Source organism: Herbaspirillum huttiense (assembly GCF_047300815.1).
Lineage (GTDB): Bacteria > Pseudomonadota > Gammaproteobacteria > Burkholderiales > Burkholderiaceae_D > Herbaspirillum > Herbaspirillum huttiense_A.
On the sequence record NZ_CP178609.1, the window covers coordinates 322,658 to 337,724 of the forward strand.

17 protein-coding genes are annotated in these 15,067 nt (G+C 60.7%); 11 read left to right on the forward strand and 6 right to left on the reverse strand.

What is annotated here, in order from left to right:
• Positions 1-30 precede the first annotated feature (30 nt).
• From phnE to ACLRDN_RS26900, 4 genes are read left to right on the forward strand one after another with little or no spacing between them, the layout of a single operon-like run.
• On the forward strand, positions 31-879 hold the full coding sequence (gene phnE, locus ACLRDN_RS26885) for a phosphonate ABC transporter, permease protein PhnE (protein WP_071040762.1): 849 nt from the start codon (positions 31-33) through the stop codon (positions 877-879).
• Positions 880-909: 30 nt separating this feature from the next.
• On the forward strand, positions 910-1,710 hold the full coding sequence (locus tag ACLRDN_RS26890) for a phosphonate ABC transporter ATP-binding protein (protein ID WP_137884915.1): 801 nt from the start codon (positions 910-912) through the stop codon (positions 1,708-1,710).
• A gap of 38 nt (positions 1,711-1,748) precedes the next feature.
• Complete coding sequence (locus ACLRDN_RS26895) at positions 1,749-2,759, forward strand: phosphonate dehydrogenase (RefSeq protein ID WP_071040761.1); 1,011 nt, start codon at positions 1,749-1,751, stop codon at positions 2,757-2,759.
• Positions 2,756-3,622, forward strand: coding sequence for a LysR family transcriptional regulator (locus ACLRDN_RS26900; RefSeq protein WP_071040760.1), 867 nt, complete (start codon positions 2,756-2,758; stop codon positions 3,620-3,622). The genes ACLRDN_RS26895 and ACLRDN_RS26900 overlap by 4 nt, the downstream gene beginning before the upstream one ends.
• A gap of 546 nt (positions 3,623-4,168) precedes the next feature.
• On the opposite strand, the gene ACLRDN_RS26905 is transcribed toward ACLRDN_RS26900, so the two are convergent.
• The 3 genes from ACLRDN_RS26905 to ACLRDN_RS26915 are packed head-to-tail and all read right to left on the reverse strand — an operon-like array spanning position 4,169 to position 9,836.
• A complete protein-coding gene (locus ACLRDN_RS26905; RefSeq protein WP_137884916.1) occupies positions 4,169-6,220 on the reverse strand; it encodes an LPD7 domain-containing protein in 2,052 nt (683 codons plus the stop codon).
• Positions 6,217-9,246: a Tn3 family transposase gene (locus ACLRDN_RS26910; protein WP_071040661.1), complete on the reverse strand. Its 3,030-nt coding sequence runs from the start codon at positions 9,244-9,246 to the stop codon at positions 6,217-6,219. The genes ACLRDN_RS26905 and ACLRDN_RS26910 overlap by 4 nt, the downstream gene beginning before the upstream one ends.
• Entirely contained in the window at positions 9,243-9,836 is a 594-nt protein-coding gene (locus ACLRDN_RS26915) for a recombinase family protein (RefSeq protein ID WP_071040660.1), read from the reverse strand. The genes ACLRDN_RS26910 and ACLRDN_RS26915 overlap by 4 nt, the downstream gene beginning before the upstream one ends.
• Before the next feature lie 191 nt (positions 9,837-10,027).
• Between ACLRDN_RS26915 and ACLRDN_RS26920 the strand changes: the two genes are divergently transcribed.
• Genes ACLRDN_RS26920 through ACLRDN_RS26950 form a run of 7 tightly spaced genes read left to right on the forward strand, consistent with a single transcriptional unit; the run spans position 10,028 to position 12,700 of the window.
• Positions 10,028-10,405, forward strand: a complete 378-nt coding sequence (locus ACLRDN_RS26920) for a type II toxin-antitoxin system RelE/ParE family toxin (protein WP_071040659.1) — start codon at positions 10,028-10,030, stop codon at positions 10,403-10,405.
• On the forward strand, positions 10,386-10,721 hold the full coding sequence (locus ACLRDN_RS26925) for a helix-turn-helix domain-containing protein (RefSeq protein ID WP_071040658.1): 336 nt from the start codon (positions 10,386-10,388) through the stop codon (positions 10,719-10,721). The genes ACLRDN_RS26920 and ACLRDN_RS26925 overlap by 20 nt, the downstream gene beginning before the upstream one ends.
• Positions 10,722-10,733: 12 nt before the next feature.
• Positions 10,734-11,093 carry a transposase gene (locus ACLRDN_RS26930; RefSeq protein WP_071040657.1) on the forward strand — a complete coding sequence of 120 codons (360 nt, stop codon included), beginning with the start codon at positions 10,734-10,736 and terminating at the stop codon, positions 11,091-11,093.
• On the forward strand, positions 11,090-11,485 hold the full coding sequence (locus ACLRDN_RS26935; protein WP_071040656.1) for a hypothetical protein: 396 nt from the start codon (positions 11,090-11,092) through the stop codon (positions 11,483-11,485). The genes ACLRDN_RS26930 and ACLRDN_RS26935 overlap by 4 nt, the downstream gene beginning before the upstream one ends.
• Positions 11,486-11,508: 23 nt before the next feature.
• Positions 11,509-11,835, forward strand: coding sequence for a hypothetical protein (locus ACLRDN_RS26940; RefSeq protein ID WP_071040655.1), 327 nt, complete (start codon positions 11,509-11,511; stop codon positions 11,833-11,835).
• Positions 11,832-12,332 carry a transposase gene (locus ACLRDN_RS26945; protein WP_071040855.1) on the forward strand — a complete coding sequence of 167 codons (501 nt, stop codon included), beginning with the start codon at positions 11,832-11,834 and terminating at the stop codon, positions 12,330-12,332. Before ACLRDN_RS26940 ends, ACLRDN_RS26945 begins: the two co-directional genes overlap by 4 nt.
• Positions 12,329-12,700: a hypothetical protein gene (locus tag ACLRDN_RS26950; protein ID WP_071040654.1), complete on the forward strand. Its 372-nt coding sequence runs from the start codon at positions 12,329-12,331 to the stop codon at positions 12,698-12,700. The genes ACLRDN_RS26945 and ACLRDN_RS26950 overlap by 4 nt, the downstream gene beginning before the upstream one ends.
• 248 nt (positions 12,701-12,948) lie before the next feature.
• Here ACLRDN_RS26950 and ACLRDN_RS26955 read toward each other — a convergent pair whose 3' ends face one another.
• The 3 genes from ACLRDN_RS26955 to ACLRDN_RS26965 all read right to left on the reverse strand — a co-directional run bounded on the left by ACLRDN_RS26955 (position 12,949) and on the right by ACLRDN_RS26965 (position 15,038).
• Entirely contained in the window at positions 12,949-13,572 is a 624-nt protein-coding gene (locus ACLRDN_RS26955) for a recombinase family protein (protein WP_003155741.1), read from the reverse strand.
• A gap of 61 nt (positions 13,573-13,633) precedes the next feature.
• Positions 13,634-14,851, reverse strand: a complete 1,218-nt coding sequence (locus ACLRDN_RS26960) for a TniQ family protein (protein ID WP_050470032.1) — start codon at positions 14,849-14,851, stop codon at positions 13,634-13,636.
• Position 14,852: 1 nt separating this feature from the next.
• Complete coding sequence (locus ACLRDN_RS26965) at positions 14,853-15,038, reverse strand: hypothetical protein (RefSeq protein ID WP_050470034.1); 186 nt, start codon at positions 15,036-15,038, stop codon at positions 14,853-14,855.
• Between the last annotated feature and the right edge of the window lie 29 nt (positions 15,039-15,067).

The window sequence follows — 15,067 nt, forward strand, 5'->3', positions numbered from 1 at the left end:
AATGACACTCTCGCGCGCAAAAAGGAAATGATGAATCAACGAGTGGAAAGCGTGCTGGACGCACACGAGCTGCGCGACCTGCAGAAGCGCAAGCGCTCTCTACCGCTGGCGGTAGTTCTTATGGTCGGCATATGGTTGGCGTGGAACGCGAGCCACGTTGAGCCGCACCGCCTTGTGGCAGGTGCGCCCCGTCTTTGGTCATTCGTCTTGCAAATGTTCCCACCCGACCTGAGCGACATGCCGACTGTTTTGCGGACCGCAGGCGAAACCCTCGCTATGGCGACGATCGGCACAATTTTTGCAGCCGTGATCGCACTGCCATTGGCCTTTTTAGCTGCCCGAAACACATCCCCAAGTCCGGTAGTTTACTGGTTCGCGCGCATGATGCTCAATGCCAGTCGAGGAACCGAAACCTTCGTTTTCGCGCTAATTTTTGTTGCGGCTGTCGGTTTTGGACCGTTCTCGGGTGTCCTGGCCATCGCCGCACACATGATTGGTGCGCTCGGCAAACTATTCGCTGAGGCGATCGAACCGGTTGACCAAGGCCCCTTGGACGCATTGGCTTTGACCGGTGCGGGCAAGCTCAAGATCATCCGTTACGGCCTGATCCCGGATGTCATGCCCCACCTTATCGCCGCCGTGCTCTACATATGGGAATTCAGCGTGCGTACCTCAACGGTGCTGGGTGTTGTCGGTGCCGGCGGCATTGGCCAAACGCTGAAAGACACTGTGGATCTGTTGAACTTCAACAAGATGATCACTGTACTCGCCGTGATCCTGATCATGGTGGCCGTCATCGATTACATCAGCGACAAATTACGGAGTATGGCCCTTCATGTGAAGCGCTCTGACACTCCTCTTTCTGCTAACGGAATCTAGCCTACAAGCTGGGTTTGAAAGGTATGTGTCGTGAAAGACATCGCTCTAAAAATTGCAAACGTCAGCAAAACGTACGGGAAGTCGCCTGTGCTCCGAAGCGTCGACTTCGAAGTACGAAGCGGCTCGATGGTTGCCCTGCTCGGGACAAGCGGCGCCGGCAAGTCAACACTGTTTCGCTGCCTTACGGGCCTTGAACCAATCGATGACGGCTCTATCATCGCCCTGGGTGAACCCATCAATCATTCATCTGGCAACCGGCTGCGCTTTATCCGCAAAAAGATCGGATACGTGTTCCAGCAGCTGCATCTTGTGAAGCGCTTTTCGGCGTTCGAGAACGTGCTAGGAGCCCGTTTGACCGACGCGCCGGCCTGGCGCGTGGCCATCCGGTCTTTTAGCCATGAGGACAAACTTCTTGCGTTGGAATGCCTGGAGAAGGTAGGCATGTTGGAGTTCGCCAACGTACCTGTACAGCTCTTGTCCGGTGGCCAGCAACAGCGCGTCGCAATCGCTCGCGCATTGGCTCAGAAGCCCAAAATTATCATTGCCGATGAGCCGATTTCAAGCCTTGATCCGGTAACCGGGCTAGCGGCTTTACAGGCCCTCAAAACTGCAGCGGCGGAAGACGACGTTGCCGTCCTCTGCAGCCTTCATCAGGTGGACTTGGCCATCGAGGTCGCCGATCGGATCGTGGGGCTGAAGGAAGGACGAATCAGTCTCAATGTCGTCAATGATCCCAACGATCGAGGTATCGCCAACAAGATCCGGGCGATATACCAAACCACGGAAACAACGCACATAGACGACCTGGCCGCAAGGCGACATATCGCCTAGTTCCTACTGCCTTAGAAAATTTATAAAAGGAACCAATCTTGAAACCAAAGATCGTACTGACCCACTGGGCCCATCCGGAAACCATTGAACTACTAGAATCGGTTGCCGAGGTCGTCCCGAACCTAACGAAAGACACGCTCCCACGCGCCGAGATCCTTGATAGGGCAAAGGATGCTCAAGGGATTATGGTGTTCATGCCGGACAGTATCGACGACGCGTTTCTCGCAGCCTGTCCTGAGCTTCGCGTAGTCGGAGCGGCACTCAAAGGCTACGACAACTTCGACGTTCAGGCATGCACGCGGCGCGGTATATGGTTCACGATCGTCCCCGACTTGTTGACCATTCCAACTGCAGAGCTAACGATTGGTCTGCTGCTTGGAATAACCCGCCATGTCCTGCCTGGCGATCGCTACATCCGCTCCGGACAATACAAGGGCTGGGTGCCGGACTTTTACGGTAGCGGCCTCACCGACAAAACACTCGGCATCATTGGTATGGGCGCCGTCGGCCGCGCTATCGCCAAGCGCCTTGCGTCGTTCGACATCAACGTCCTGTACACCGACAAGACCGCTCTGCCCGCAGATTTGGAGTCCGCTTACAATGCACGCAAGGTCGACCTGGACGAGCTTTTGTCGAGCAGCGACTATGTAGTACCGATGCTGCCGATGACGGCAGAGACATTTCATACAATCAATAAAAATACGCTAGCGCAGATGAAGTCGGGTTCCTACCTCATCAATACGTGCAGGGGCTCAGTGGCCGACGAACTGGCTGTGGTTGAAGCCTTACGCACTGGCCACTTGGCGGGATACGCTGCCGACGTTTACGAAATGGAAGAATGGACACGCCAAGACCGGCCGCAATCGATTCCTGCTGCTCTACTTGACCCAACGCTACCTACACTGTTCACTCCACACCTTGGATCGGCCGTAAAAAGCGTCAGAATGAAAATCGAACGCGAAGCTGCAACCAACATTTTGCAGGCGCTGGAAGGCTTCCGCCCGCAAGGTGCGGTCAACGACGTCCTCGGCGCCAGGAGCACGGATTGATCAGCATCGAGCGCGTACAGAGCTTCCTCGCCGTGGTAGAGGCTGGCGGCTTCCGAGAAGCCACCAAGCGGATAGGCATATCTCAGTCCGCCATAACCCAGCACGTCAAGCAGCTCGAAGAGGACTTGCATGCCAAGTTGATCGAGCGCAGCAATGCCGGTTGCTCGCTCACGCCCGAAGGCCGCATCTTCTTCCCTGTTGCCGAAGACCTTGTTCGCCTTGCAAACAAGGCCAGTACCCTCTTTGAAAGGGAAGAGCTTGGCGTTGGTGCAAGCTCGAACACAGGGATCTATCTGCTTCAACCGTATATCAAAAAGTACAGGGAGAGTTGCCGATTCCCGCTGAACATTTCGATTGCCAACAACGATGCCGTGGCTCGTTCGCTGGAGTCCTTCGATATCGATGTCGCGGTCGTCGAAACCTGGGACTCGCGCCCAGGCTTTACTGCCAAGCTTTGGCGTACCGAAGAGCTTGTACTGATCGTTCCAAATGACCATCCGTGGGCAAGCCTGGACTTCGTAAGGCCAGAGCAGCTGGAAGACCAAGTGTTGATCGGCGGTGAGGCGGGATCTGGTACCGGACGCACGCTGCGACGCTATCTCGGCGGGACAGCGGACCGAATCGGAGTGTCCCTACAACTTGGTAGCACGGCTGCAGTCAAGCAAGCGGTACAGGCTGGGTTGGGGATTTCGGTCGTAATGAAAGCGTCGGTTACAAACGAAGCCGGCCTTAAGTTGTTCTCGATCGTTCCCTTCGCAGGAGAGCCTCCAAGAAAGGAACTCTACATCGTCTACCGCGAAGGCACTGAACAACGCGCACCGCTTTCGTCTTTCCTCAAGACATTGGAGACAGAAACGTTCTAGGCGTACACAGTCAAAACGACAGAGGCAACGTGCACGTCTCAAGAGCGATCTTGTCTTCTGCTCGTATGCCGTTGTCGGTCATAACGCGCTCAATGAGCGCGGCATTTATCGAACAAGTTTTCAAGTATTCGATTGCGCTTACTACGCCTGTTCTGCACTTGATGAGTAAGGCGCGACGGATGATCCCACTGAGGCTTTCGCCCTCGCTAGTCGTAGATGCAGGGGCTCGACGTTCGGTATGTTGCACGCTCATAACCTTCTCTCTCCAGATGGAAGCACGACGTTGGCTACCCGGACATCATAGGGAGAGCGTTTGGGACTGTCTGTTGCTAAATTAGAGCTACCAAACGGAGACGTGGCACCACTGCAGCATCACAATGTCCGATTTTCGCGGACGCGAAATTTTCGTAATTGGCTCAAAGTAAAATATGGCACGAACAATATTCACAAAATGTAACAGCCATGCCATATCGCCTTCTCTACCGCAAGGTATCAGTACACAATGCTGTATCGGTCAGCTGGCCCTAACTTGTCGCTGAACTTCGCCTACCTCTCGACGTCCTTATCTTCCTTGCCTGGTTTCACATTGCCACGATCGCGCTCTTGAGCTTCTGACTTCGCTCGTGTCGGCTGTCGCGCCGGAATCGTACTCTCGTTTTTCTGCTGCTCGACAAACCGGCGGCCAGCCTCACGCTGGGATGCCAGCTCGGCGGCGCGCTGCTCCCTGATCTGCTCGGCACGCCTGTTATCGAACCGGACATGCAAGCCTGCCTCGGCGGCGATGCGCGCTGCGCGCTCCTGGAATTCGGCCGGTCCCGACAGCTTGAGCCGGTCCCCAAATTTTGCCTGCGCGAGCCGTAGAGCGGCCTCGATCGCGACACGCTCAGTCCGTAGCAGCCTGACGCTCTCGCCCTTGTCCTCAATCATGACCCTGCCGGCGAGCGAGTAGATGACGTCACCGTTTTGCCGAACACGAAAGCGCACCTCGCGGCCGCGATAGAAAAGGCCGTTCGGCTCCTGAGTTGCCTTGGCCGGCAGGATCTGCCCGACAATGGGATCGAGCGGCGCGGAGGCGCTTCGCGATCGGCGCCGTAGCTCGACCAACGCGGCCGCCTCGCCCGCCTGCGCGCGCTGCTGCAGGAACTGCCGGTACTGGTCCGCTACCGGAAGCCGGAACGGCGCCCGCTCTTGGCGGATTACGGATCGAAGCGCCGATTCCGCCGTGACGTATTCCATCTTCGCAACCGACAACGCGGCCTTGCGCTGTGCCGGCGGAAGACCGGCCGCCGCCGACCTGGCGTCACTCAAGCGAAGTCGTATCGCCTCGCGCCTGGCGCGCTCGCTGGCCAGCTGCGCCGCCAGCTGCGAACGCAGGCCGCCACGTGCGCGCCGTTGGTCCTGGAACGCGCGCCACAAGGCACGATCGGGCGGGAACCGCGGCGCCATGCCGGGATGGCGGTCGACCTGACGGCCGTAGGATTGCTGCAGGATAGTGGACGCTTCCGCCCACGGAAGACGCATTTCCTTGGTCATGAAGTCGCACACGTTTAGGTGGCGATTCCCGCACAGGATGCGTGCGCTTCCGTCCGGCGCCGATGTCACCTTGTACTTGTCGACCAAAACCCCATGCGATCGCGAGAGTTCGGCCAACAAGCGGTTGGCGTCCAGTTGCTGCTTGATCTCCTGGAACAAAGGCAACCTGCCGGCGCCGCCGGCCCGCTGCCGTTCCGTAAAGTCTCGCGCGACCTGGCTCACGACCGAATCGTTAACCCGGCCGCTGCCCCTTACTGACTTGCGATCGCGGGGCCGTCGCAAAGCGTGATCGGATTCGCTTCGCCCGTTTCCCAACTGATCAGGTGCATGATGCGGCAATAGCACTGAACCTTCTTCCCGCGCGCGTACCACACGGCCGCCGGGCACGTTTCGCAGACGGTTGATGCTATGGGCCTGCTCGACTTGTCTAAGCGAGCGAGTGTCGTACTGCCGATCTGCACGATTGGCGAAGGCTCTATTGCCGCCTCTTCCAGCGGCTCCTGGGCCTCGTCCGGCCACGCCGAGGCCATATCCACCAAGTTCAGCTGATCGGCGCCCTGTGGTGCGTTCTGAGCGGTCCTGGAGGGTGTCGCGGCCGGCGTCGCCGGAAGGCCGTTTGAATCCGTACTCGTATCCGACCCGGTTTTTCCCAGCGTATCGTTCTGGCTCATGGTCTTGCTCCTGGTTGAGTTTGTGTTTCTGCTCGAAGTCTCCAGCCACCAGCGGCGCGCGATCGCGCGTCGGGTGGCCGCCAAACTGATCGATCGCGCGGCCGTCATACCCGGCGCGGCCTGGTGTACTGCGCAGCTCGCCCCGGTCAGGTCGCTCGCTGCCGCTCCTGCTCGGCTGCTTGAACCCGTAATCTGGAGCGAATGGGTTTTTACCTGTGAACGGCTCCCGATCAAAATTCGGCTCGGGATACCTGGTATAGAACCTGGTCGCCAGCTGGTCGAGAATCTTTTCTCGGTCCTCCGGTGACGCCTGGCGGTAGGCTTGGTACAGCTTCTTATTCCCGCTGTTGACGTACTTGGGGTTGTAAGCCGGAACCGCCGAAATTTCCGTCATCCCAACTCCAGCCCCGCCACGAGCGCGTCCAGGTCGATCATCTTGCCGTCGCTCTGGAAGGTGTAATGCCCGTTCAGCAGGATGTGCCGCCAGGCCGCCGGCGACATCTGGGTGATGAGCGCCAGCGCTTTGTTATTCCCGGCTGCCTCGTACTTCGTCAGCAGCCGTGACAGGATGGCCGAGTTGTAAAAGATGACCGCGTTGGCGATCAGTCTGGCGCACTGGTTGCTGATTTCGATCTCGATGTCGGTACGCCCGGTCAGTTCCTTCTTGCCGCCAACCTGGGCGATGGTCGAACGTAGCTGGTGGTAGGACTCGATGCGGTTCTGCGAGCGGTGCACGTTGCGCTCCAGTTGAGGATCGCGCAGGTAGCGCAGCGTGTAGATGCTGCGGATGAGCTTGTCTAACTCGAACACCGCGCGCCGCGTCGGGTTTTGCGCGGTGTAGGTGCACAGCTTGCGGATCAGCGTGCCCTGCGTCATCTCCTTCAGCCCGAGCGTGGCGACGATCTGGTCGATGTTCGGCTTTTCGCTGATGATGAGATCGCGGTCGATTTTCCCGACCGGCCGGATCAGGCACTTCTCGTACAGCGCCGGATCGTCGGCGCAATACAGTTCCTGCAACTGGCCTTCCATGTCGGTAAAGCGCGGCTCGAAGCGCAGGCCGAACCAGTGCAGGATGGCAAAGTTGGCCTTGTTGACGCTGTGCATGTCGCCGGTGATCGCGGTCGGCACGATGTCCGAGGTGTTGCGATACCAGATGTCGAACACGTGATGGGCCTCGTAGTCGTGCGCGCCGATCAGGTAGCCGTTGAGCGGCACGTGATTGCACAACAGCGTGTAGGCGACTACGCCCTTGCCACGCCCGAAGTATTTGCGCGAGTAGCGCGCCTTGACGGTCGGCCGCTCGACGCCGAATTTCTGGCCATCGACCGCACCGTACAGCGCATCGAGGTCGAACGAGTAGTACGGGAAGATCGGCAGCGCGGCAATGGCGTTGCTGATGCAGTCGTTGGCCGCGTGCAGCGTTGCGTGGCGCAGGTACTGCTGGTAGGCGCTCTCCAGCACGTGGTACGGGATGTCGCTGGTACGCGCCATGACCTGGTTGCCGTGGTTCATCGCCTGCGCGATGATGACCGCCATCAGGCTGTCGCCGTCGGCGACCTTCTTCGCATAGCGCGGCTGCAAGGGCGTCAGCGCCGACAGGAATTGGCACTGACCGTTGACGAAGCGAAACACGTCGGCCACGTCGCAGAACGGCAGTTGCTCGTAGAACGCCTTGTCGCGGGCCTTCTGGTTCTCGCCCTTGGGCTTGCGCCAAGTCAGCTTCTGCGTGTCCTTGTCGTATTCCAGGTGCGTCAGCTTGCCCTGTTTCAGCTCACGGTTGAATGCCAGCCATTGCGCGTGCAGCTCGGCCGCCAGCGCATCGAGCTGGGCATCGACCGACTGCCGCAGGAAGGGGATGTCCATCTGCGCCAGCGCGTCGGCCTTGTCGTCCATCGAAACCAGCTCGTCGGAGAAATGACGGTGCTGCAAGCTGTCGTCGAGGTAGAGTTCCCCCGCCTGGAAGCGCTTCCTGACCTGGCGGTACAGCCAGAACTCGTAGCGGTCGGCGTGCAGGCCCGTCGGCTTGCCATCGGCATCGAAGGTCAGCAGGTACGGCCGCAAGCGTTTCGGCAGCGTGGCCGCCGGGCATTCGGCGAGCGGCCGTTGCGATAGGCGCTGCTGTTTGGCGAACACGCCCTTGGCCCAGACCAGCGCCGCGAGCCACGGGCTATCCGGATCGGTGCCGGCAAGGTCGAGCGCGACATATAGCGGCCGAAGATGGCGGCGGATACGCTCGGCCAAGCCGTCCACCGCCTGCCAGTGCAGCGCCAGTTTGCTCACCGGCTTCACGCTCATGCGCTGCGCGGTGGTTTGCAGCGTGTCGCGCGGCATGATCTTGTAGGCGCGCTGGCGCACATCGCCGAACGGCGTGGGATCGGGCACGCTGTCGTCGATGTAGAGCGAAAGCAGGCGCCCGACCTGCGGGGTGTCTTGCTGACGGCGCGCCTGCTCAGCGGCAAAGGACTGCTTTGCGTCAGCACTGCCTTCGTCCTCCAACTGCTTCATGTGATAGGCCATCGCATCGACCAGGTTGTCGGAGAGCTGCCGGTAGCGCACCCAGGCATAGCACAGCAAGTAGAGTTGGGTCTGATCGGTCTTCAGGTTGCGCAGGTCGTGGACGGTGTAGAAATTCGCCAGGCTCGCGTAGTACAGCAGGTTTTGCTGCGAGACGCCGAGCTTGGGCAGCAGCGCCTTCGCGATACCGTGCAGCGGCTCCAGCGTAGCGCGCTTCTCGCGCTCGCGGGCCATCTGACGCCAGCCGAAATCCTTGGCATCCTGCTTGAGCGCCGCCAGTTGCGACAGGGTGTCGTCGCGCACCAGAAGCTGACCCAGCGCGGCCTTGGCGGATTCGTCCAGCGCTTGCGCCAGCAGGTCGCCCAAACGCCGACGCTCGGCGGACAAGGCTTCGCTGACCAGTTCTTGCAGCGTGGTGTAACCGGGCCGGATGATTTTGTGCTCGTTGAGCCAGACAATCAGCTCGGTGGCCACGAATCCGGGCGTCACGTCGCGGCGCACGATCAACGCGGCCTGCTGCGCGAGCTGCGGCAAAAAGTCGGCTGCCCACGACCGGTAGCCGAACAGGTCGGCGATTCGTTCGCGCTGGGCGTAATGCTCGTGCTTGGTGATCTCTTTCCGCTCGAATGTCTCGCCGTGAAAGTAGCGGCTCAGCACGAAGGCGCAATCGTCTTCGACCTCGTTCCAGTCGAAGCGGAAGAAGGCGTGCTTGGCCTTGAAGTAGCCGATCTGCAAGACGCAATAGACCTGGGCGGTGAGGCTGGGGCGGCTGCTGGCGAGCGCCAGTTCGGTTTCGGTCAACGCCAAGTATTCCAGCCGCTGGGTGTCGTCGAAATCCGGCAGGCTGTACAGGGCTTCCTGCTCGGCGTCCGACAGGACGGTCAATCGTTCGCTCTTGGTCGTCATCGCGATGACGCTCCACGGGAGCCCATCCAACCGACCCGTGCCAGGGTCTCGATCAGCGTGGTTCGCTTGACGCCGAAGTTGCGGCATACCGCCGCCTTGGACATGCCGCCGTCCAGCGCGGCGATGATGGCGTCCAGCTTCTCGCCGGTGATCGCCTGCGGCCGGCCGCCGATCCGGCCGCGTTTGCGCGCGGAGGCCAGGCCGGCGACGACGCGCTCCTGGATCAAGGCGCGCTCATACTGCGCGAGCGCACCGAACACCTGAAACAGGAACTCGCCCGAGGGCGTCGTGGTGTCCAGGTTCTCCGTCAGTGAGCGGAATGCCACTCGCTTGTCCTTGAGCGAGGTCACGATGGCGAGCAGGTGCGACAGCGAGCGACCAAGGCGGTCGAGCTTCCACACGACCAGCACATCGCCAGGTCGGACGAATTCGAGCGCCCGCGCCAAGCCGGTGCGGTCATCCTTCGCGCCGGAGGCGCGATCCTCGAACAGGTGACGCGGATCGACGCCGGCGGCGAGCAGCGCATCGCGCTGCAAGTCCGTGCTCTGGCGGTCGGAATCCGACGAAACGCGCATGTAGCCAACCAACATAGGCGGATAACCATCGAAAATAGGTTTCCGTATGGTAGCGCGTGGCGACAGAGTTTTCCGCACAATTTTGAGGCCACCAGGAGGTTGGTGCACAGGACTGTTGCAGATATGTCGCAAAACAAATGTTTGGCGACACCTGCTTTGCGCCTGTCGTGCTTGCCGTATTACCTGAACAGGTATAAACTGCCGCCATGGTCGATAAAGAAAAACCGCTCGAATGGATCGCGAGCAGCTACAAGGATCTGATGGCGTTGCCGCCTGACGTGCGTCGGCGTTTCGGTTACGCGCTGTCGCTGGCCCAGATGGGCGACCAGGACGACGCGGCGAAGGTGCTCAAGGGCTTCGGCGGGGCCGGCGTGCTGGAGGTCGTCGAAGACGATGCCGGCGGCACGTATCGGGCGGTCTACACGGTGAAGTTCGCGGAAGCGGTGTTTGTCCTGCACTGCTTCCAGAAGAAGAGCAAGAGCGGGATCGCCACGCCCAAGGTGGACATGGACATCATCCGCGCTCGGCTGAAGGTGGCCGAGGCATTGGCACAGGAGCTACGAAATGCAAAAACGAATCATTGAAGGCGTCGAGGTTCAACGCAGCTCGGGCAACGTCTTTGCCGATCTGGGACTGCCCGATGCCGAGAAACTGAAGATCAAGACCGGCCTGGTGATCGAGATCAGGAAGGCGATGCGGGCCCTTGGCCTGACACAACAGGCGGCGGCCAAGCGCATGGGCATCCCGCAACCGAAGGTGTCGGGCATGATGCACGGCGATTTCACCAATCTGTCCGAACGCAAGCTGATGGACTGCCTGAACCGTCTCGGCTACGACATCGAAATCAAGGTGCGGCCGGCGGCCGAGCCAGTCGGGCATCTGACGCTCGCCACCGCCTGACCGGGGGCACCAATGGCCGCGCGTATCACCGACGACGAATGGGACAAGCTGTCCCCGGAGAATTTCGAGACGCATTCGCTGCTGCGCGCGGTCGATGCCGTGGACGAGCTGCGCGACGACCTCAACGATGGCGAATACGCTACGCCGCCCCAGCTTCGTACTGACCTGCTGAAGCTGCATCAACTGGCGATGGCGGTTATCAACGAGAGATCGCGCAGCCAAGTGGCCGACCTGTTCGAGCTGGCCGGCGATCTGGATGAGCAGGTGTCCACCATGATGACCAAGCTGGAAGAGGTACAGGAAACGCTGTCACGGTTGACGGCGCTGTACCCGGACAGCTTGTGCTACGGCGGAATGGACGGTGACGCATGATCGGCTGGTGGATCGTCGTATCGACGCAAAGCCCGGAGGAACGCGACCGCGCCGACCAGGACGCCCGCCGTGCGGCCATCCTGGCGCAGTGGGAGACGGGCGCGGAGGGTATCCGCTGGATTGAACACCTGGCGGAAGCTGGCAAGGCTACCAAGCTCGCCGGAGGGGGCTACCCGAACCGCTATACCGCCCGTGCTGGCGACGTGCTGCCGCTGATCCAGGGCGGCGGCATCCAACCGCCCAAGGATGGCGTTTGGATTTTCGGCATCGACGAGGGCGAGGAATACGCGCAGCCGCCCGGCTGGATGGGAAAGGTTGAAGTGCATTCCGACCGCGTGGCGGCCTGTCCTGCCGATCAGGTCTTGACCATCGACGCCTGGGATCAGTCCTGAATGTTTTTGGAGACAGCTACATCATGAGCCGCAGCCGCCGCAAAACACCTATCGTCGGGCACACGACCTGCCGCAGCGAGCGCGAGGACAAGAAGCTCTGGCATCAGCGCTGGCGCACCCGCGAACGCATGGCGCTGGCCAGCGCATCGCCGGACGCCCTGAACACCCATCTGCCTCTGCTGGAAAACCAGGTCAGCAGCGTTTGGTCGATGGGCAAGGATGGCCGTTCCTACTGGCCCCTCAAGCGCCAGGCCGCCACAGCGGATCGCATCGCCAACCACAAGGGACGCAACCCGCAGGAACGCACTTCCCTGAAACAGCGCCTGCTGCGCAAGTGGATGAGCAAGTGAAGCTTTCCCTCCATCAGCACATCGCGCTGTTCTGGATGATCGGCGCTCCGGGCGTCTTCGCGCCCGTGATCGAGAACGCCAAGCGGCCCGATGCCGGTGTCGTCATGGCGTGGGGTGTCGCCATCGTGGCGGTGATGATCCTCTTCACGCCCTTACTACTGCGCTGGCCACCATTCCGGCGCTGGTACGGCTGGACGGATGCGCTGTCGGAGCGTCAGCGCCAGGCGCTTGCCCAGCGCAACCTGCGCCGCTACTACCAGATCGCTTTCGATGACGGCTACGTGTCCCGCGTGGTGCCCTACGTGTGGCGCATCATCTGGACGGTCGGCGGGTTGATGGCCGTGACTACTGTTCTGCCGACCAACACGGGACGGCCAGCCTTCGATGCCTTGGTGGTCTTCTCGACCTGGTATCCGATAGGCGTGATGCTGCTGGTTTTCGCATCATGGCCTCTTGGCCGATTGATTCGCCAAAGAGCGCAGGAGCGACGGAAATGAGCATGCCGAGCATCGAGGCGCTGGCCAGCGCATGGGCACAAATTGCCGAGGAAGTGGAGTTCCCCGCCGACTACGAGGGCACGGCTTCGCCCGAAGCGCATGAGGCCAGTGAAGCCATTCAGGAGCGGATTCGGGAACACATCGTCGCCACCAACGACATGCGGCTGTTCGGCCTGCTGCACTTGCTGGGGCAGGCGTCGCTGCGCATGGAGCAAGTACTGTGGCCAGAGGACTATGATCGTATGACCCGCGAGGTCCAAGAAGCCCTACGGGAAGCCAACGACCCCAACGCCAAGTTGTACACTCACGAAGAAGTCATGCAGGCGATGCAGGAACGTATCGACCGGGCGCGAGATAAGCCACGTTGATCGGCTGACGGAATTTTCGGCGGTTCCGGCTTACAACCCCATTCTCCGGATTTAGGCTCAATAGAATATAAATAGCAAAACGAATGTCTGCTTCTGGCCGAGAGCTGACCTTCTCTGCGCGCATCTCACTGACCGCAACCGCTGCACTGCCGGCGCTGGGCCAGAAATTCTGAGCGGCTCTTGAGGGTCGACACCGGTAATCGGATCGTTGCCGCACTGAACAGCGCCCCGTTCCAGGTCGCCTCCATTTATGCGGCTGAACCGAGGGAGAGCAGCTTTACGCCGTCTGGCCGCAGTTCGCCCTTGGGCGACACGTGCCGGTAGAGCGTCTGCCGGGTAATCCCGAGTTCTTCGCAGAGATCGCCCACCTTGGTTTCCGGTTGCCCCATGCTGGCCATCGCCAGGCGTAGCTTGGCGGCGGTCATCTTGAAGGGGCGCCCCCCTTTCCTGCCGCGAGCGCGCGCCGAGATAAGTCCAGCGACTGTTCGCTCGGAAATCAACTCACGCTCGAACTCGGCCAGCGCGGCAAAAATACCGAACACAAGCTTGCCGGCGGCAGTCGTCGTGTCGACCGCCGCACCGTGACCGGTCAGGACCTTCAGGCCCACGCTACGCGCAGTTAGGTCGTGCACGGTGTTGATCAGGTGGCGCAGATCACGGCCAAGCCGATCGAGCTTCCACACGATCAGCGTGTCCCCTTCACGAAGCGCCTTCAGGCAAGCAGCCAACCCTGGGCGATCATCGCGCCTGCCCGAGGCCAGATCCTCGTAAAGGTGCGCAAGGCTCACACCAGCGGCGATGAGCGCATCGCGTTGCAAATTGGTGGACTGGGATCCGTCCGCCTTCGATACCCGCATGTAGCCGATCAGCACCTTTTCACCCGTCACGTATACGTTCGATTATGTGACAGTGTGCGCCGGAAAGCTCAGGCCGTTAAAATTTGTCACTTAACCCGTCATTCTGTCTAAGGCATGCAAAGGGTCCATCAGGCTCATAATGTGACAGGAATTCCGGCGGGATGCCTTCCTTCACGAAGGTGGCTCGCAACCGTTCCAGGGAAGCTGGGTCGCGCCGACCATAGGAAGCCAACGCGAACAGCGAGCGTGCCGTCTCGGGGTTGTGCCGCGCTTCAATGATGGCTTCATCGATGGCCTGGACTGCACGTTGCCAGTGATTGACGGGTTCGGGCTTCGGCGCTTTCGCCGGCAGGCCACTGGTGAACTCGGTTTGGGGCTCGGACCAGAATAGCTTTGCATGCTCGCCAGGCGGGCTTATATCCCTCACTTCGATCAAGCTGATTGCCGTTGCCGCAGCCTCCAGCATCTGCAACCCTACTGCTAGGATCAGGGTTTCATACGGTCGCCACAGACTTTGCCCAGCACGCAGCGGATACCCACAGCGTTCCCAGATCAGGCGGAGATACCCCGCGTAGGTTCCGCACGCCGAAAGCGGGGTGTTCAGCTCATCAAGCAGCGTGCGTAGCAGCCGAAACCACAATCCGGCGTGGATGCGTCGGCGCGGCAGCTCAACATGGCCGGTCGTCAGTGCCTGCCAGGTACGCCGGTCCATCGTCGCAATCGCGTCGCTGGCCGTGCGTGGGTCGGCGTCGGCGTTTTCCCAGCCGAGAAACCGCCCAGGCACGCCCCAATACGATTCCAGCCAGCACCCATGCAGCGGGCAGCTCAGCATCAGGGGCAGCTTCCACGCAAGTAATACGGCTTGGTTTGCCGGATCGTTCAGGCAGAGTGGACAGGCGCGATGTAATGGCTGGCTGGGCAGCCAGGCGCGCCAGCTCGTGATAGATCGCGTCCTACGGCGGAGTTTCGGCAGCAACACCGAGAGCTGGAACGTATAGGTTTCTAAAGCGTCAGGAATCTGATCATCAAGGCTGTCCAGTAACCAAGGCACCCAGCCGGCGAAACTCATGCAACGCAGCCGATCCAGCTCGATGCCGCTCCGCCGGGAGAGCATTGTCAGCAGCGACTGTGGTGGCGCGGTATCCATGTCATCAGCCTGGCCGTGACCAAGATCGTGCTCCAGCAGCTCGGACACTTCCATGTGATAGCAAAGGGCCACGCGGTTGAGCCACGAAGACAAGGCTTCGCCTTCTCTGGGAGCCGGATGCAGCGGCCAGCGCGGCGCTGGCGTCACATCAGTTCCCGCTCGAACTGTCGTCGCCGCTCGCTTGGGCCGGTGTAGTCGGCCAGCCGATACCTATCACGAGCGGCATCGCCCAGATAAGCCGCTCGGCAAAAAAGACGGCGAGCGTCAGCGCCAAAGCGCTGGGGTGCTCCGGTGCGTTAAGCCAGAGAAACAATGTTTGGTTGAGTGATTCCATAGGGTCTCCGGGCTGGATCGCCTCACACG